Below are 16,171 nucleotides of genomic sequence, written 5' to 3' on the forward strand. Positions count from 1 at the left end.
ACCCATGACGATCGAAGAATTTGCCTACGACCATCCCGACCGCGACGTGGCCGCCTTCAAGCGCGCCGTGGCCAACAAGCTCATCTATGCGGTCGGCAAGGACCCGTTCGCCGCCAGCCCCGACGACTGGCTCAACGCCACCGCGCTGGCGGTGCGCGACCAGCTGGTCGAACGCTGGATGGCCACCACGCGCGCGAGCTATGCGCAGGACGTCAAGCGCGTGTACTACCTGTCGATGGAATTCCTGATCGGGCGCACCTTCACCAACGCACTGCTGGCGCTCGAGCTGCAGGACATCGTGAAGCAGGCGCTGAGCGACTTCGGCGTCGACATCGCGGCGCTGGCCGAGCGCGAGCCCGATGCGGCGCTGGGCAACGGCGGCCTGGGCCGGCTCGCGGCCTGCTTTCTCGACTCGATGGCCACGCTGGGCGTGCCGGGCTTCGGCTACGGCATCCGCTACGAGTACGGCATGTTCCGCCAGAAGATCGTCAACGGCCAGCAAGTCGAGACGCCCGACTACTGGCTCACGCGCGGCAACCCCTGGGAATTCCAGCGGCCCGAAGTGACCTACCGGGTGCGCTTCGGCGGCCACGTGCAGAAGCGCGACGGCGGCAGCGCGGCCGACTGGGTCGACACGCACGACGTGCTGGCCGTGGCCTACGACACCATCATCCCGGGCTACGGCACGCAGGCCACCAACACGCTGCGGCTGTGGTCGGCGCGCGCCACCGAGGAGATCGACCTGTCGGCCTTCAACCGCGGCAACTACATGCAGGCGGTGGAGAGCAAGAACCACTCGGAGAATGTCTCGCGCGTGCTCTACCCCGACGACTCCACGGCCTCGGGCCGCGAGCTGCGGCTGCACCAGGAGTACTTCTTCGTCAGCGCCAGCGTGCAGGACCTGCTGCGCCGCTACCTGCGCACCCACACGACCTTCGACGACCTGCCCGACAAGGTCAGCATCCACCTGAACGACACCCATCCGGTGCTCGCGGTGCCCGAGCTGATGCGCCTGCTGCTCGACGAGCACGGCCTGGACTGGGACACCGCCTGGGGCCACACGCAGAAGGTGTTCAGCTACACCAACCACACGCTGATGCACGAGGCGCTCGAGACCTGGCCGGTCGAGATGATGGGCCGCATCCTGCCGCGCCACCTGCAGATCCTCTACGACCTGAACGCGCGCTTCCTCGCCACCGTCACGCAGAAGCTCGGCAACGACGTCGAGCTGCTGCGCCGGCTGTCGCTGATCGACGAGACCGGCGAGCGGCGCGTGCGCATGGCCTACGTGGCGGTGCTCGCGAGCCATTCGATCAACGGCGTGTCGGGGCTGCACTCGGAGCTCATGAAGCAATCGATCTTCGCGGACTTCAACCGCATTTTCCCGGAGCGCTTCAACAACAAGACCAACGGCGTCACGCCGCGGCGCTGGCTGGCGCAGGCCAACCCGTCGCTCGCGGCGCTGCTCGACCAGCGCATCGGCCGCGGCTGGCGGCGCGACCTGACGCAGCTCGAAGCCCTGCGCCCGATGGCGCAGCAGCCGGCCTTCGTGCGCGCCTTCCGCCATGCCAAGCGCGAGAACAAGCTGCGGCTGGCCAACTGGATCGAGCAGCACCTGGCCATCACGGTCGACACCGACGCGATGTTCGACGTGCAGGTCAAGCGCATCCACGAGTACAAGCGCCAGCTGCTCAACGTGCTGCACGTGGTCTCGCGCTACCAGCGCATCGTGGCCGCGCACGAGGCCGGCCAGACCAGCGAGCTGGTGCCGCGCGTGGTGGTGTTCGCGGGCAAGGCGGCTTCGGCCTATCACGCGGCCAAGCTGGTGATCCGGCTGATCAACGACGTGGCGGCGGTGGTCAACAACGACCCGCGCGTGGGCAAGCTGCTCAAGGTGGTGTTCCTGCCGAACTACAGCGTGAGCCTGGCCGAGGTCATCATGCCCGCGGCCGATCTGTCGGAGCAGATCTCCACCGCCGGCACCGAGGCCTCGGGCACCGGCAACATGAAGTTCGCGCTCAACGGCGCGCTCACCATCGGCACGCTGGACGGCGCCAACGTCGAGATGAAGGACAACGTCGGCGACGACAACATCTTCATCTTCGGCAACACCACGCCCGAGGTGGCGGACATCCGCGCGCACGGCTACCAGCCGCGCAGCTTCTACGACGCGAACCCCGAACTGCAGGGCGTGCTCGATGCGATCCGCGACGGCAAGTTCTCGCCGGGCGAGCCCGCGCGCTACCAGGGCATCTACGACACGCTGGTGAACTGGGGCGACCAGTACCTGCTGCTGGCCGACTACGCGAGCTACGTCGAGACCCAGGCCCGCGTCGATGCGCTCTACCGCGACCCCGAGGCCTGGACCCGCATGGCGATCCTCAACGTGGCAGGCATGGGGGCGTTCTCGTCGGACCGGACCATCGCGGAGTACGCGCACCAGATCTGGAAAACGAAACCCGTGATCCTGGATTGAGGTTTTCCTCCCTCCCCCGCTGGGGGAGGGTTGGGGTGGGGGCACGACAGCGCCTGCACATCGAGAACGTCGAATGCGGGGGCGGCCCCCATCCCAACCTTCCCCCAAAGGGGGAAGGAGCAAGACAAAGACCTCAGCGCGGCTTCTCGACCGTCGGCGCTTCGGTCACGAAGCCGATCCGGTTCAAGCCCGCCTTGTTCGCGATGCCCATGAGCACCACCACGCGGCCGTAGGGCACGGTCTGGTCGGCGCGCAGCTGGACTTCGGTGCCGCGGTCGCTGGCGGCGGCCTGGGCCAGGCGGCTCGCGAGTTCCTCGTCGGTGACCGGCTGGTCGTTCAAAAAAGTCTGGCCCTTGGCATCGACCGACAGGCCGACGAACTTCGGCGTCTCGTTGGCGGTGCCGGCGCCGGTGCGCGGCAGGTCGAGACGGATCGCGCTGGCCATCAGCGGTGCGGTGATGATGAAGATCACCAGCAGCACCAGCATCACGTCGACCAGGGGCGTCACGTTGATGTCCGACATCGGGCGCTGGCCGCCCGCGCCCATGGCGCGCCCGCCGCCGCCGGCAGCGGAACCCAGGGAGGTGCGACCGAAGGCCATGGCGCGAATCGCTAGACGGGCATGGGCCGCGCGGGCGGCAGCGGGGCCGGCGCGGCGGGCTCGCCGAACAGGCCCAGCAGGTCGTGCGCGAAGCCTTCGAGCTCGGCCTCGATGCGGCCGATCACGCGGCCGAACACGTTGTACGCCAGCACGGCGGGGATCGCGACCGCCAGGCCGAAGGCCGTCATGATCAGCGCCTCGCCGACCGGGCCGGCCACCTTGTCGATGGTGAAGCCACCCGTCTGGCCCGCGATGCCCGCCAGCGCGCCGTGAATGCCCCAGACCGTGCCCAGCAGCCCGACGAAGGGCGCGGTGGCGCCGACGGTGGCGAGCAGGATCTGGCCCGACTGCAGCCGGCGCAGCGCGGCATGCAGGGCGTCGCGCAGGGCGCGCGTGAGGCGCTGGTTGCGGTCGCCGCCCTGGCCCAGCGTGGCGCCTTGCGCATTGCCGGAGAGGGACTTGAGGGCCGAGACGGCCGGCAGCACCAGCCGCGTGGCGTCGAAGCTGGCCACGCTGCGTTCGGCCTCGGTCAGGGTGGGCGACTGCCAGAAGGCCGCGATGCTGCGCAGCACCGCCCGCGTGCCGCCGCGCAGCAGCCACGCCTTGAGCAGGATCGCGATCCAGCTGGCCATGGACATCGCGAGCAGCAGCGTCGCCACCGCGCGGCTGATGCCGTCGCCCTGGGTCAACAGCTGCAGCACGCTCATGGGAAAACCTCCGCGCTGCGCGCTGCGGTGCGAGCTTGCTTGGGGCGGCCCGGCGCTGCGCTCATTGCTCTATGTCCTACTTCAGGCCCAGCACGTCGAACATGTCGAACAACCCGGCCTTCTGCGTGGCCAGGAAGCGCGCGGCGCGCAGGCTGCCTTGCGCGTAGGTCGTGCGGCTGGACGACTTGTGCGTGATCTCGATGCGCTCACCGGTGCCGGCGAACAGCACGGTGTGGTCGCCCACGATGTCGCCGCCGCGGATGGCCGAGAAGCCGATGGTCGAAGGGTCGCGCTCGCCGGTGATGCCTTCGCGGGCGTACACCGCGCATTCCTTGAGGTCGCGGCCCAAGGCGTCGGCGATGACCTCGCCCATCTTGAGCGCGGTGCCCGAGGGCGCATCGACCTTGTGGCGATGGTGCGCCTCGATGATCTCGATGTCGTAGCCGGTCGAGAGTGCCTTGGCCGCCATCTCGAGCAGCTTGAGCGTGACGTTGACGCCCACGCTCATGTTGGGCGCCATCACGATGGCGATGTCCTTGGCGATCTCGGCGATCTCGGCCTTCTGGGCCTCGCTGAAGCCGGTGGTGCCGATCACGGCCTGCACGCCGAGTTCGCGGCACACCGCCAGGTGCGCCAGCGTGCCTTCGGGGCGGGTGAAGTCGATCAGCACCTGCGCGTTCTGGAGGCCGGCACGCAGGTCGGCCACGATCGGCACGCCGCTGGTGAAACCCAGGAAGGCCGCGGCATCGCTGCCCAGCGCTTCGCTCTCGGCGCGGTCGAGCGCGCCAGCCAGGGCGAGGTCGTCGGCGTTGCGCACGGCCTCGATCAGCATGTGGCCCATGCGGCCGGAAGCGCCGGCGATCGCGATGCGACGCGCAGTGGAGGACGGGGCGGAGAGTTCGGTCACGCGGGTTCAGCCTTCAGCAGAGTCGAGAGAATTCGGGAACGACGGAGCGAGCCGTCCCGGGGGCGCGGTGAGCGCAAGAGCCGGCACGGTGGCCGGCGTTCGCCTCAGCGCGCGGATTCCAGCGGCGGGTAGCTCGGCGGCAGCGGTGCCAGTGGCGCGGGCGGCACCGGCGCGGCATCGGTCTTGGCGGGCGCCACCTTGTTGAGCTGTTCCTCGGTCGCCTCGAGCGGCGGAATCTTGCCGCTGAACTTGCGCACGTCGAGGCCGGCCACGAACTCTTCCTCGCTGGGCATCGGGTCGCCCTGGAAGCGTTCGAGCAATTCACCCTTGAAGAACAGGGTCAAACGGCGTTGCTGAGGCTCCACGCCCTGGCGACGGATCGTGAACACGTAGTCCCAGCGATCGGAATGGAACACGTCGGTGAGCAGCGAAGTGCCGAGGATCTCGCGCACCTGCTGGCGCGACATGCCGGGCTTGAGCGCCTCGACCTGTTCCTTGGACACGAAGTTGCCCTGCACCACTTCGACCTTGTAGGGCGTCACGGCATAGAGCATGCCGCGTGTGCGGTCGGTAACGCTGCTGCAGGCGCCGAGCGACACGCTCGCCACGACGGCGGCAGCCAGTAGGCACAGGCGGCTTTGGGAATTGGCAAGCATGGGGAAAAAGGGGAGCGATATGATCGACCCATTGTAGCGGCTGGCCTTTTTGCGGACGGCCGCACACACGGCTGGCGAGGAACGACCATGGGCAATATCGACGAACTCAAGAATACCGGCCTCAAGGCCACGCTGCCGCGTCTGAAGATCCTCGAGATCTTCCAGACCGGCGGCCAACGCCACATGACGGCCGAAGACGTCTTTCGCGTGCTGCTCAACGAACGCTCGGACATCGGCCTGGCCACTGTCTACCGGGTGCTCACGCAGTTCGAACAGGCCGGCATCCTGGAGCGCAGCCACTTCGAGAGCGGCAAGGCGGTCTACGAGCTCAACGAAGGCACGCACCACGACCACCTGATCTGCACCTCGTGCGGCAAGGTCGAGGAGTTCTACGACGCCGAGATCGAACGCCGCCAGCAATTGATCGCCAAGGACAAGGGCTGGATCCTGCAGGACCACGCCATGTCCCTGTACGGCCTGTGCGGCGACTGCGTCAGCAGGAGATAGGCTCGCCCCCAGGCTGCGCGCACTTCGTGTCGCTGCGCCACCCCCGCCGGGGTCCCTGGCATGAGGCTGAGGCAGGGTCAGTCCTGGGCTGACTCCATGGCCTTGTGGTGGCGGGCGACGAAGTCGGCATAGGTGTCGATGCCCCGCAATTGCAGGATCGAATTGCGCACCGCCGCCTCGACCAGCACCGCGATGTTGCGCCCGGCCACCACCTGGATGATCACCTTGCGCACCGCGATGCCCAGCACGTCCTGGGTCAGCGGCGCGGCAGGCATGCGTTCGTAGTCGCGCTCGAAGCTGTCGCGGCGCACCAGGTGCACGATCAGCTTGAGCCGCATCTTCCGGCGCACCGCGGTCTCGCCGAAGATCGCGCGGATGTCGAGCAGGCCGATGCCGCGCACCTCCAGCAGGTTCTGCAGCAGCTCGGGGCAGCGGCCCTCGATGGTGTTCTGGTTGATGCGGAACAGGTCCACCGCGTCGTCGGCCACCAGGCCGTTGCCGCGCGAGATCAGCTCCAGGCCGAGCTCGCTCTTGCCCAGGCCCGATTCGCCCGTGATCATCACGCCCAGCCCCAGGATGTCCATGAACACGCCATGCATCGAGGTGCGTTCGGCGAAGTGCTTGGACAGGTAGGCGCGCAGCAGGTCGATCACGTAGGCCGAGCCGTCGCGCGTGGCGAACAGCGGCAGCTGTGCGCGCTCGCAGATCGCCAACAGCTCGTCCGGCGCGGCCTGGCCGTCGGCCAGCACCAGCACCGGCGGTTCCAGCGTGACGATGCGCGCGATGCGACGTTCGCAGTCCTCGGGCGTGCCGCGGGTCAGGTACGCGATCTCGCGCGCGCCCAGTATCTGGACCCGGTACGGGTGGATGTAGTTGAGGTAGCCGACCAGATCGGCCGCGGATTGCGCCCGGCTGATGACTTCCGCGTCGAACTGGCGCTCCGAGGCACCCAGCCCGGCCAGCCACTCCCAGCGCAGCGGCCCGCGGAATTCCTCGAACATCGCATCGGCGCTGATGACGGTGGGTTTCATGGACGACTCGTGAAACGAAAAGTCACGTTATGCCAGAAACACCGCAGAGCCGGCTTTGCCGGTCTGCTGGTGTTGCCCCCGGCAGGGGGAGGGAGGAGCGACACGAAGTGTCGCGGAACCTGGGAGCGCGCAACAGTTCAGGCGATCTGGGCCGACTGCCAGCCCGCGATCAACCCGTGCAGCACCGCCGCATCGGTGCTGGACTTGATCTGCTCGCGCAGGCCGGCGTCGCTCAGCAGCTCGGCGATCTCCGAGAGGATCTCCAGGTGCTTCTGGGTGGCCGCTTCGGGCACCAGCAGGAAGATCAGCAGCACCACAGGCTGCTCGTCGGGTGCATCGAAGCCGATGGGGTCGGCCAGCTGGAACACGGCCGCCATGGGCGACTTGAGGCCCTTGATGCGCCCGTGCGGAATGGCCACGCCGTGTCCGAGCCCGGTCGAGCCGAGCCGTTCGCGGGCGAACAGGCTGTCGGTGATCAGGGCACGACCCAGGCCATGGAGGTTTTCGAACAGCAAGCCGGCTTCCTCGAAAGCACGTTTCTTGCTGGTGGCGTCAACGCTCACGAGGACTTGAGCGGGCGGCAGGATGGACGCGAGGCGATTCATGGGTGGGGTCGAGGCGGGGGCGATTATGCACCCTTGCCGTAAAAAGCAAAGAGCCACCCGAAGGTGGCCCGCAAGAGTATTTGCCCGAACAGGTCTATATCGGACCTTACATCAGACGCTTGGGTGCTGCGTGGTGATGGTCCTGGAGCTTGTCCTTGTGACGCACGACCTGGCGGTCGAGCTTGTCGACCAGCTCGTCGACGGCGGCATAGAGATCAGCGTGGCTCGACTCCGCAAACATGTCGTTGCCCTTGACGTGGATGTTGCACTCCGCCTTCTGACGGCGCTCCTTCTCCTTCTGCTTTTCCACCGTGAGGAGCACCTTGACATCGACCACCTGATCGAAGTGCCGGGTGATCCGGTCCAGCTTGGTGGTGACGTAGCTGCGCAGTGCAGGGGTGACGTCGAGGTGATGACCGCTGATCGTCAGATTCATGAATGACCTCCTGGAATTGACGGTTGGGAAAAATGGCCGCGGCACCGGGATTGGCGCTTCGACCGGGGGGGAAGGAAACAGGGGAAGGGGAAGAGAAATGTGCAAAGAATTGAAGGGGTCGATTCACTATGCCCAAGCCGCGGAACGATTGCAATCCCTCGCCGACCCGGCCCGCCGAGCGGTGCAGCGGGCGCTTCCAAATTAATAGCATCCGATGCAGTACAGGCAACATCTTGCGACCCGATGAGAACCAAAGGTAACGCTCCGATTCGGGGCCGGACGACCCTTCTGCAGGCAGGGTGGCCGACGCCTTTCAGCGCCAGCTGGCCCGCATGCGCGCCAGCAGATCGATGGTCGCGGCCGGGGGTGGCGTGTGCGGTGCGCGCGGCGGCGGTGGCGGCCAGGTGACCTGCTCGAAGCGGGCCGCATCGGCCTCGGTGACGAAGCGGCTGCGCCCGGCATAGAGATGGCGGTCGCCGCGGGCCGACTGCTGCGTGACGTAGAAGCGCTGCGGCACCAGCAGGTGCAGATGGTCCTTGGCGCGCGTCATCGCGACGTAGAGCAGGCGCCGCTCTTCCTCGAGCTCCTGCGCGCCCTGGGCCACGTCGGCCGGCAGGCAGCCGTCGACCACGTTGAGCACGTGCACCGAGGTCCATTCCTGCCCCTTGGCCGAATGGATGGTCGAGAGGATCAGGTAGTCCTCGTCGAGCAGCGGCGGGCCCGCACGGTCGCTGGTGGCCTCGGGCGGGTCCAGCGTGAGTTCGGTCAGGAAGCGCTCGCGCGAGCCGTAGCCGGCCGCCAGCCGGGCCAGCTGCTCGACATCGCCACGGCGCACGCCCGCATCGTCGTGCAGGCGCTCGAGGTGCGGCAGGTACCAGCGCAGCGCGAGTTCCATGTCGGCCGGCCAGGCGAGCGAGGGGGCGCGCAGCGCGGCATAGATTTCTGCGAAGCGCGCCCATTCGACCAGCGCCGATGCGGGCGGCACGAAGGCCTGCACCGCCGCGGCCGGATCGGCCGCCCCATCCATCGCGTCGAGCAGCCGCGCGGCCGTGACCGGGCCGATGCCGGGGATCAGTTGCGTGACGCGGAAGCCCGCGATCCGGCTGCGCGGGTTCTGCGCGAAACGCAGCACCGAGAGCAGGTCCTTGACGTGCGCGGCCTCGAGGAACTTGAGCCCGCCGTACTTGACGAAGGGAATGTTGCGCCGCGCGAGTTCGAGCTCGAGCGCGGCGCTGTGGTACGAGGTGCGGAACAGCACGGCCTGCGACTTGAGCGCCAGCCCGCCCTCGCGGTGCGCGAGCACGCGGTTGGCCACCCACTGGGCCTGCTGCGCCTCGTCGGGCACCAGCACCAGCTGCGGGCGACCGGCCGAGGGCTTGTCGGTCCAGAGCGTCTTGGCGTGGCGCTCGGCGGCCGCGGCGATCACCGCGTTCGAGACGTCGAGGATGGGCTGCGTCGAGCGGTAGTTGCGCTCCAGCGTGACGATGCGCGCGGCCTGCGAGAACTGGTCCGGGAAGTCGAGGATGTTGCGCACCGTGGCGCCGCGGAAGGAATAGATCGACTGCGCGTCGTCGCCCACCACCGTGACGCCGCGCCCGTCGGGCTTGAGCCCGCACAGGATCGAGGCCTGCAGCCGGTTGGTGTCCTGGTATTCGTCGACCAGCACGTGGTCGAAGCGTTCGCCGATCAGCGCCGCCAGCGCGGGCTCGGCCACCATGCCGGCCCAGTAGAGCAGCAGGTCGTCGTAGTCGAGCGCGTGCTGCTGCTGCTTGGCCTCGACATAGCCGGCGAACAGGCGCTTGAGCTCGCTTTCCCATTCGGCGCACCACGGGAACGCATGCGCGAGCACTTCCGCCAGCGCGCCGCAGGTGTTGACGGTGCGCGAGTAGATCGACAGGCAGGTGCCCTTCTGCGGAAAGCGGCGCGCGGTGGTCGAGAAGCCGAGGTCGTGGCGCACCAGGCCCATCAGGTCCTCGGCGTCGCCGCGGTCGTGGATGCTGAAGTTTTCGGCCAGCCCGATGTGGGCGGCGTACTCGCGCAGCAGGCGCGCGCCGATGCCGTGGAAGGTGCCGGCCCAGGGCAGCGCGGGCGCCGCCTCGGAGCGCAGCCCCAGCACCTGCGCCGCCACCTGGCCGGCGCGGCGCGACATCTCCTGCGCGGCCCGGCGCGAAAAGGTCAGCAGCAGGATGCGCTGCGGATCGACGCCCTGCGCGACCAGGTGCGCCACGCGGTGCGCGAGCGTGCTGGTCTTGCCCGAACCCGCACCGGCGATCACCAGCAGCGGCCGCGCATCGGCGATCGCGGCGCCCACGCCATGCTCGACCGCTGCGCGCTGCGCCTCGTTGAGCGTGGCGAGCGCGGCCGCCAGGCGCTCGGCCTGGGGGGCGGGGACAGGGGAGGCGGTACGTGCGGCGGTGGGCATCGGGACCCGACTGTACTGGATGTTCATCCAGCCCTCGGCCGCGGCACGTCATGCTGCAGTGCCATAATCGCGCCTCACTGCAACCCCGGAGACCCGCATGGAAAGCTATCCGTCTCGGCAGCTTTCAACTCCCTCCTGAGCGTCGTTGGCGAGGGTCTTGAAAGCGCCCTTCCCGCCGCCAACCGCAAGACCTTTTCACGGGAGTGAGCCATGCTCAACATCTTCACGCTTGCCAATGGGCGCCTCGTTCAGGAAGAGATCGAGGCCCTCGAAGAGCTGTCACAGTTCCAGCCCATCTGGGTCGACCTCGAATCGCCGACGGTCGAGGAAAAGCGCTGGATCAAGCAGTACTACGGCCTGTCCATCCCCGAAGACGCGATGGACGAGGACATCGAGGAATCGGCGCGCTTCTACGAGGAAGACAACGGCGAACTGCACATTCGAAGCGACTTCCTGATCGACGAGGAAGAGAACGCGCGCTCGGTGCGCGTGGCCTTCATCCTGAACCAGCACAACGCCGAGCTGCGCAGCCGCGGCGTGCTGTTCTCGATCCATGACGAGGACATCCCGGTGTTCCGCCTGCTGCGCATGCGCGCACGCCGCGCGCCGGGCCTGATCGAAGACGCCAAGGAAGTGCTGCTGAAGCTGTTCGACGCCGACGCCGAGTACTCGGCCGACACGCTGGAGAACATCTACGACGAGCTCGAGGTCGCGGGCAAGAAGGTGCTCGAGGGCAACGTGAGCGACGAGCTGGCCGGCGAGGTGCTGGGCGCCATCGCGCGCCAGGAAGACTTGAACGGGCGCATCCGCCGCAACGTGATGGACACGCGCCGCGCGGTCAGCTTCATGATGCGCAGCAAGATGCTCAACGCCGAGCAGTTCGAGGAAGCGCGGCAGATCCTGCGCGACATCGAATCGCTGGACAACCACACGGCCTTCCTGTTCGACAAGATCAACTTCCTGATGGATGCGACCGTCGGCTTCATCAACATCAACCAGAACAAGACCATCAAGATCTTCTCGGTGGCTAGCGTCGCGCTGCTGCCGCCCACGCTGATCGCGAGCGTCTACGGCATGAACTTCCGCGTCATGCCCGAGATCGACTGGGCCTACGGCTATGCCTATGCGATCGCGCTGATGGTGGCGAGTGCGTTGGTCCCGATGTGGTATTTCCGGCGCCGGGGCTGGTTGAAGTAGACCACCCCCGAGGGCTTCGCCCTCCCCCTCAAGGGGGCGACACCGCTGGCCCGGCTAAGCCGGTTCCAGGGTGTCTCTGGTGAAGACACGTGAAGACGGGATCACCCCCGAGGGCTTCGCCCTCCCCCTCAAGGGGGCGATGCCAGCAGCCCGGCAAAGCCGGTTCTGCGGCATCTCTGGTGAAGACTTGAACCACCCCGAAGGGCTGGGCCCTCCCTCGAGGGGGCGACACCGCTGGCCCGGCTAAGCCGGTTCCAGGGTGTCTCTGGTGAAGGCCGCCCCTGCCGTTTTACTGTTGGGGTTTGGGCAACGCGCTTAGCAACGCATCCACGATCGCAGCCGAATACGGGCTCGCGACGGTGCGGATGAATGCCAGGAAGTCGCCGTGCGCGGCGTCGTCGGCGCGGTCGGAGATGGTGCGGACGGCCGCGAAAGGCAGGTCGAAATCGTGGCAGACCTGGGCGAAGGCGGCGCCTTCCATTTCGACCGCGAGCGCATCGGGCAACTCGGATTGCAATGCGCGCGCCTCGGCCGTGGTGGAGACGAAGCGGTCGCCGCTGATCACCAGCCCGTGGTGCACGCGGGCCTGCGGCAAGGCCGTGCGGGCGGCTTCGCGCAGCGCCGCAGCCAACGCGGCATCGGCCGGGAAACGGCTTTTCGCGTAGAGCGGCACCTCGTACCGCGGGGCGATCGGCGATGCGTCCATGTCGTGCTGCAGGAAGGCGTCGGCGACCACCACGTCGCCCACCTGCACGCCGGGGCCCAGGCCGCCCGCGACGCCGGTGAAGACCACGCGGCCGACGCGGAAGCGCTCGGCCAGCACCGTGGCCGTGGTGGCCGCCGCCACCTTGCCGATGCGTGCGAGCACCGCGATCACTTCGTGGCCGTGCAGGTGGCCCTGCCAGAAGTCGCGGCCCGCGACCGTGACCTTGCGCTCGTCGGGCATGCGCTCGAGCAGCGCGGCCAGCTCTTCATGCATCGCCGCGACGATGGCGATTGGCGCCGCTGCGTGCATCGTGCGGCCCTTACTTCTTCGCGTCGCGCAGTTCGCGGCGCAGGATCTTGCCGACCGGCGTCTTGGGCATGTCCGTGCGGAACTCGATGACCTTCGGACGCTTGTAGCCGGTGAGGTTCTCGCGGCAGAAGGCACGCACCTGCTCTTCGGTGAGCGACGGGTCCTTGCGCACGATCACCAGCTTGACCGCCTCGCCGGTCTTGTCGTCGGGCACGCCGACGGCCGCGCATTCGAGCACGCCGGGAATCAGCGCCGCGACGTCCTCGATCTCGTTCGGGTACACGTTGAAGCCCGACACCAGGATCATGTCCTTCTTGCGGTCGACGATCTTGAAGAAACCGCGCTCGTCGACGACGCCGATGTCGCCCGACTTGAACCAGCCGTCGTCCGTCATGACCTTGGCGGTCTCGTCGGCACGTTGCCAGTAGCCGGCCATCACCTGCGGTCCCTTGATCGCGATTTCGCCGCGTTCGCCGGGCGCCACTTCGCGGCCGTCGTCGTCGAGCAGCGTCATGCGCGTGCTCGGCAAGGGCACGCCGATGGTGCCGGTGTAGACGGTGCTGGTGATCGGGTTGCAGCTGACCGTGGGCGAAGTCTCGGACAGGCCGTAGCCCTCGCAGATGGGGCACCCCGTCTTCTCGAGCCAGAGCTTGGCCACGGCGCCCTGCACCGCCATACCGCCGCCGACCGAGACCTGGAGGTTCTTCCAGTTCACGGTGCCGAAGTCGGGATGGTTGGCCAGGCCGTTGAACAGCGTGTTGACCGCGGGGAAGCTGTGGAAGGTGTGCTTCGACAGCTCCTTGAGCGTGGCCGCGAGGTCGCGCGGATTCGGGATCAGCAGCACCTTGCCGCCGGTGCGCAGGCCCAGCATCATGTTCACCGTGAACGCGAAGATGTGATACAGCGGCAGTGCGCAGACGCTGGTCGGCTGCTCGCCGGCCGGCACCTTCTTCATCGCGGGCGCGTTCCAGGCCTCTGACTGCAGCACGTTGGCGATCACGTTCCGATGCAGCAGCACCGCGCCCTTGGCGACGCCGGTCGTGCCGCCGGTGTACTGCAGCACCGCCACGTCGTCGGGACCGATGGCCGGAGCCTTCAGTTCCCGCCGCCCGCCGTCGCCCAGCGCCTTGTTGAAGCGCACCGCGCTCGGCAAGACGTAGGGCGGCACCAGCTTCTTCACCTTGCGCACCACGTAGTTGACGAGCGTGCCCTTGAGCAGGCCCAGCCGGTCGCCCATCGCGCCGAGCACGATGTGGCGGATCGGGGTGGACGCGAGGCAGTGCTGCAGCGTCGCTGCGAAGTTCTCCATGATCACGATGGTCGTGGCACCGCTGTCCTGCAACTGGTGCTCGAGTTCGCGCGCGGTGTAGAGCGGGTTGACGTTCACCAGGATCAGGCCCGCGCGCAGGATGCCGGCCACCGCGATCGGGTACTGCAGGCAGTTGGGCATCATCACCGCCACGCGGTCGCCCTTGACCAGGCCGAGGCCCTGCAGGTAGGCCGCGAAGTCGCGGCTGCGGCGATCGACCTCCGCATAGCGCACCTCCTTGCCCATGAAGCTGTAGGCGGTGCGATCGGCGTACTTCGAGAAGCTCTCCTCCATCAAACCGACCAGCGAGGCATAGCTCGAAGGATCGATGTCGGCGGGGACGCCGGGGGGATAGCTGGCGAGCCAGGGACGGTCCGTCATGTTCTTGTCTCCACTTCAGAAAAAAGGAAAGCGCCGCGACGCGGCGCTTGCGGTCTCCAGGCGAAGGCCTACTCGATCGCCTTGCCCATGTCTTCCACGACCTTCTTGGCGTCGCCGAAGACCATCATGGTCTTGTCCATGTAGAAGAGTTCGTTGTCCAGGCCCGCGTAGCCCGCAGCCATGGAGCGCTTGTTCACGATCACCGTCTTGGCCTTGTAGGCCTCCAGGATCGGCATGCCGTAGATCGCGCTGCCCTTGGTGTGCGCGGCAGGGTTCACCACGTCGTTCGCGCCCAGGATGATCGCCACGTCGGCCTGGCCGAACTCGCCGTTGATGTCCTCCATCTCGAACACCTGGTCGTAGGGCACCTCGGCCTCCGCCAGCAGCACGTTCATGTGCCCCGGCATGCGCCCGGCCACCGGGTGGATCGCGTACTTCACCGTGATGCCCTTGTCGGTGAGCTTCTGCGCCAGCTCCTTGACCGCGTGCTGCGCGCGCGCCACCGCCAGGCCGTAGCCCGGCACGATGACCACCGTCTCGGCATTGCTCAGGACGAAGGCCGCATCGTCCGCGCTGCCGCTCTTCACGGGCCGCTGCTCCTTGGCACCGCCCCCCGCCGTGACCGCCTCGCCGCCGAAGCCGCCCAGGATCACGTTGAAGAAGCTGCGGTTCATCGCCTTGCACATGATGTAGCTCAGGATCGCGCCCGAGCTGCCCACCAGCGAGCCCGCGATGATCAGCATCGCGTTGTTCAGGCTGAAGCCGATGCCCGCAGCCGCCCAGCCCGAGTAGCTGTTGAGCATCGACACCACCACCGGCATGTCCGCCCCGCCGATCGGGATGATGATCAGCACGCCCATCACGAAGGCCAGCGCCAGCATCGCGAAGAAAGCCGTCCAGCTCTCGGTGAAGACGAACACCAGGCCCAGCGCGACGGTCAAGAGGCCCAGCACCAGGTTGAGCATGTGCTGGCCCTGGAACTGCACCGGCGCGCCCTGGAACAGGCGGAACTCGTACTTGCCCGAGAGCTTGCCGAAGGCAATGACCGAGCCGCTGAAGGTGATCGCGCCGATGGCCGCGCCCAGGAACAGCTCCAGGCGGTTGCCCGCGGGGATGGCGTAGCGCAGGAAGCCGTCGATCAGCACCGCCCCGCCATCGACCGCGACGCTGCCGATGGCCGCGGCCACCGGTGCGGCCGTGATGCCGAAGGCCCAGGGCTCGGCCACCGCGGCCACCGCGATGAACACCGCCGCCAGCCCGATCATGCTGTGCATGAAGGCCACCAGCTCGGGCATCTTGGTCATCTCGACCTTGTTGGCCATGTAGGCGCCCAGACCGCCGCCCACCACCAGCGCGACCAGCACATAGGCGATGCCGGTGCCGAAGTCGATGTTCAGCGCCCGGGCCTGGCCATGGATCAGCGCGATCGTGGTCAGCACGGCGATCGCCATGCCGCTCATGCCGAAGACGTTGCCGCGGATCGATGTGGTGGGGTGGCTCAGGCCTTTCAAGGCCTGGATGAAGCAGACGCTGGCCACCAGGTACAGCAGCGTGACGAGGCTCATGCTCATGCTGCGTCTCCCTTGCCGGCAGCGGGTGCGGCCCCTTCGACCTTGCTCAGGACAGGCTTCTTCTCTTTCTTCCTGAACATCTCCAGCATGCGCCGGGTCACCAGGAAGCCGCCGAAGACGTTCACCGCGGCCAGCGCCACGGCCAGCACGCCCATGGTCTTGCCCAGCGGCGTGGTGGTGAGCGCGGCCGCGAGCATCGCGCCCACGATCACGATCGCCGAGATCGCGTTGGTCACCGCCATCAGCGGCGTGTGCAGCGCGGGCGTGACCGTCCACACCACGTGGTAGCCCACGTAGATGGCCAGCACGAAGATGATCAGGTTGATGACGGTCGGGTTGACGGATTCCAT

15 protein-coding genes are annotated in these 16,171 nt (G+C 67.6%); 3 read left to right on the top strand and 12 right to left on the bottom strand.

Annotation, left to right across the window (positions count from 1 at the left end; translation table 11 throughout):
* Positions 1-4 precede the first annotated feature (4 nt).
* The gene (locus tag ACSFBC_RS22420; RefSeq protein ID WP_435512547.1) at positions 5-2,476 is read left to right on the top strand and encodes a glycogen/starch/alpha-glucan phosphorylase; all 2,472 of its coding nucleotides are present in this window, start codon (positions 5-7) and stop codon (positions 2,474-2,476) included.
* Positions 2,477-2,609: 133 nt separating this feature from the next.
* On the opposite strand, the gene ACSFBC_RS22425 is transcribed toward ACSFBC_RS22420, so the two are convergent.
* From ACSFBC_RS22425 to ACSFBC_RS22440, 4 genes are all read right to left on the bottom strand, one after another.
* Positions 2,610-3,077: an ExbD/TolR family protein gene (locus ACSFBC_RS22425; RefSeq protein ID WP_435512548.1), complete on the bottom strand. Its 468-nt coding sequence runs from the start codon at positions 3,075-3,077 to the stop codon at positions 2,610-2,612.
* An 11-nt stretch (positions 3,078-3,088) separates the two neighbouring features.
* On the bottom strand, positions 3,089-3,784 hold the full coding sequence (locus tag ACSFBC_RS22430; RefSeq protein WP_435512549.1) for a MotA/TolQ/ExbB proton channel family protein: 696 nt from the start codon (positions 3,782-3,784) through the stop codon (positions 3,089-3,091).
* 76 nt (positions 3,785-3,860) lie between these two features.
* Positions 3,861-4,691: a 4-hydroxy-tetrahydrodipicolinate reductase gene (gene dapB, locus ACSFBC_RS22435; RefSeq protein WP_435512550.1), complete on the bottom strand. Its 831-nt coding sequence runs from the start codon at positions 4,689-4,691 to the stop codon at positions 3,861-3,863.
* 104 nt (positions 4,692-4,795) lie between these two features.
* Positions 4,796-5,347, bottom strand: coding sequence for an outer membrane protein assembly factor BamE (locus ACSFBC_RS22440; protein WP_435512551.1), 552 nt, complete (start codon positions 5,345-5,347; stop codon positions 4,796-4,798).
* An 87-nt stretch (positions 5,348-5,434) separates the two neighbouring features.
* Between ACSFBC_RS22440 and fur the strand changes: the two genes are divergently transcribed.
* Positions 5,435-5,854, top strand: a complete 420-nt coding sequence (gene fur / locus ACSFBC_RS22445) for a ferric iron uptake transcriptional regulator (protein ID WP_435512552.1) — start codon at positions 5,435-5,437, stop codon at positions 5,852-5,854.
* Between the two features lie 77 nt (positions 5,855-5,931).
* Here fur and hprK read toward each other — a convergent pair whose 3' ends face one another.
* From hprK to ACSFBC_RS22465, 4 genes are all read right to left on the bottom strand, one after another.
* Complete coding sequence (hprK, locus tag ACSFBC_RS22450; RefSeq protein ID WP_183024264.1) at positions 5,932-6,885, bottom strand: HPr(Ser) kinase/phosphatase; 954 nt, start codon at positions 6,883-6,885, stop codon at positions 5,932-5,934.
* Positions 6,886-7,022: 137 nt separating this feature from the next.
* Positions 7,023-7,490 carry a PTS sugar transporter subunit IIA gene (locus ACSFBC_RS22455; RefSeq protein ID WP_435512553.1) on the bottom strand — a complete coding sequence of 156 codons (468 nt, stop codon included), beginning with the start codon at positions 7,488-7,490 and terminating at the stop codon, positions 7,023-7,025.
* 106 nt (positions 7,491-7,596) lie between these two features.
* A complete protein-coding gene (hpf, locus tag ACSFBC_RS22460; protein WP_435512554.1) occupies positions 7,597-7,926 on the bottom strand; it encodes a ribosome hibernation-promoting factor, HPF/YfiA family in 330 nt (109 codons plus the stop codon).
* Positions 7,927-8,239: 313 nt separating this feature from the next.
* On the bottom strand, positions 8,240-10,348 hold the full coding sequence (locus ACSFBC_RS22465) for an ATP-dependent helicase (RefSeq protein ID WP_435512707.1): 2,109 nt from the start codon (positions 10,346-10,348) through the stop codon (positions 8,240-8,242).
* 210 nt (positions 10,349-10,558) lie between these two features.
* Between ACSFBC_RS22465 and corA the strand changes: the two genes are divergently transcribed.
* A complete protein-coding gene (corA, locus tag ACSFBC_RS22470) occupies positions 10,559-11,545 on the top strand; it encodes a magnesium/cobalt transporter CorA (protein ID WP_435512555.1) in 987 nt (328 codons plus the stop codon).
* A gap of 289 nt (positions 11,546-11,834) precedes the next feature.
* On the opposite strand, the gene ACSFBC_RS22475 is transcribed toward corA, so the two are convergent.
* The 4 genes from ACSFBC_RS22475 to ACSFBC_RS22490 form a co-directional block, all read right to left on the bottom strand.
* A complete protein-coding gene (locus tag ACSFBC_RS22475; RefSeq protein ID WP_435512556.1) occupies positions 11,835-12,560 on the bottom strand; it encodes a 5'-methylthioadenosine/adenosylhomocysteine nucleosidase in 726 nt (241 codons plus the stop codon).
* Positions 12,561-12,570: 10 nt separating this feature from the next.
* Positions 12,571-14,250: a long-chain-fatty-acid--CoA ligase gene (locus ACSFBC_RS22480; protein ID WP_435512557.1), complete on the bottom strand. Its 1,680-nt coding sequence runs from the start codon at positions 14,248-14,250 to the stop codon at positions 12,571-12,573.
* Between the two features lie 68 nt (positions 14,251-14,318).
* Positions 14,319-15,821: an NAD(P)(+) transhydrogenase (Re/Si-specific) subunit beta gene (locus ACSFBC_RS22485; RefSeq protein WP_435512558.1), complete on the bottom strand. Its 1,503-nt coding sequence runs from the start codon at positions 15,819-15,821 to the stop codon at positions 14,319-14,321.
* The gene (locus ACSFBC_RS22490; RefSeq protein ID WP_435509135.1) at positions 15,818-16,171 is read right to left on the bottom strand and encodes an NAD(P) transhydrogenase subunit alpha part 2; all 354 of its coding nucleotides are present in this window, start codon (positions 16,169-16,171) and stop codon (positions 15,818-15,820) included. Before ACSFBC_RS22490 ends, ACSFBC_RS22485 begins: the two co-directional genes overlap by 4 nt.

Origin of the sequence: Variovorax frigidus (genome assembly GCF_051216515.1) — a bacterium.
In the GTDB taxonomy this organism is placed as follows: Bacteria; Pseudomonadota; Gammaproteobacteria; order Burkholderiales; family Burkholderiaceae_C; genus Variovorax.

Bases quoted from the DNA above. Each gene is read 5' to 3' on its own strand.
- ACSFBC_RS22490 (WP_435509135.1), bottom strand. From the start codon at position 16,171: ATGGAATCCGTCAACCCGACCGTCATCAACCTGATCATCTTCGTGCTG.
- ACSFBC_RS22420 (WP_435512547.1), top strand. From the start codon at position 5: ATGACGATCGAAGAATTTGCCTACGACCATCCCGACCGCGACGTGGCC.
- ACSFBC_RS22485 (WP_435512558.1), bottom strand. From the start codon at position 15,821: ATGAGCATGAGCCTCGTCACGCTGCTGTACCTGGTGGCCAGCGTCTGC.
- ACSFBC_RS22465 (WP_435512707.1), bottom strand. From the start codon at position 10,348: ATGCCCACCGCCGCACGTACCGCCTCCCCTGTCCCCGCCCCCCAGGCC.
- ACSFBC_RS22455 (WP_435512553.1), bottom strand. From the start codon at position 7,490: ATGAATCGCCTCGCGTCCATCCTGCCGCCCGCTCAAGTCCTCGTGAGC.
- corA (WP_435512555.1), top strand. From the start codon at position 10,559: ATGCTCAACATCTTCACGCTTGCCAATGGGCGCCTCGTTCAGGAAGAG.
- fur (WP_435512552.1), top strand. From the start codon at position 5,435: ATGGGCAATATCGACGAACTCAAGAATACCGGCCTCAAGGCCACGCTG.
- ACSFBC_RS22475 (WP_435512556.1), bottom strand. From the start codon at position 12,560: ATGCACGCAGCGGCGCCAATCGCCATCGTCGCGGCGATGCATGAAGAG.
- hpf (WP_435512554.1), bottom strand. From the start codon at position 7,926: ATGAATCTGACGATCAGCGGTCATCACCTCGACGTCACCCCTGCACTG.
- ACSFBC_RS22425 (WP_435512548.1), bottom strand. From the start codon at position 3,077: ATGGCCTTCGGTCGCACCTCCCTGGGTTCCGCTGCCGGCGGCGGCGGG.
- ACSFBC_RS22440 (WP_435512551.1), bottom strand. From the start codon at position 5,347: ATGCTTGCCAATTCCCAAAGCCGCCTGTGCCTACTGGCTGCCGCCGTC.
- ACSFBC_RS22480 (WP_435512557.1), bottom strand. From the start codon at position 14,250: ATGACGGACCGTCCCTGGCTCGCCAGCTATCCCCCCGGCGTCCCCGCC.
- hprK (WP_183024264.1), bottom strand. From the start codon at position 6,885: ATGAAACCCACCGTCATCAGCGCCGATGCGATGTTCGAGGAATTCCGC.
- ACSFBC_RS22430 (WP_435512549.1), bottom strand. From the start codon at position 3,784: ATGAGCGTGCTGCAGCTGTTGACCCAGGGCGACGGCATCAGCCGCGCG.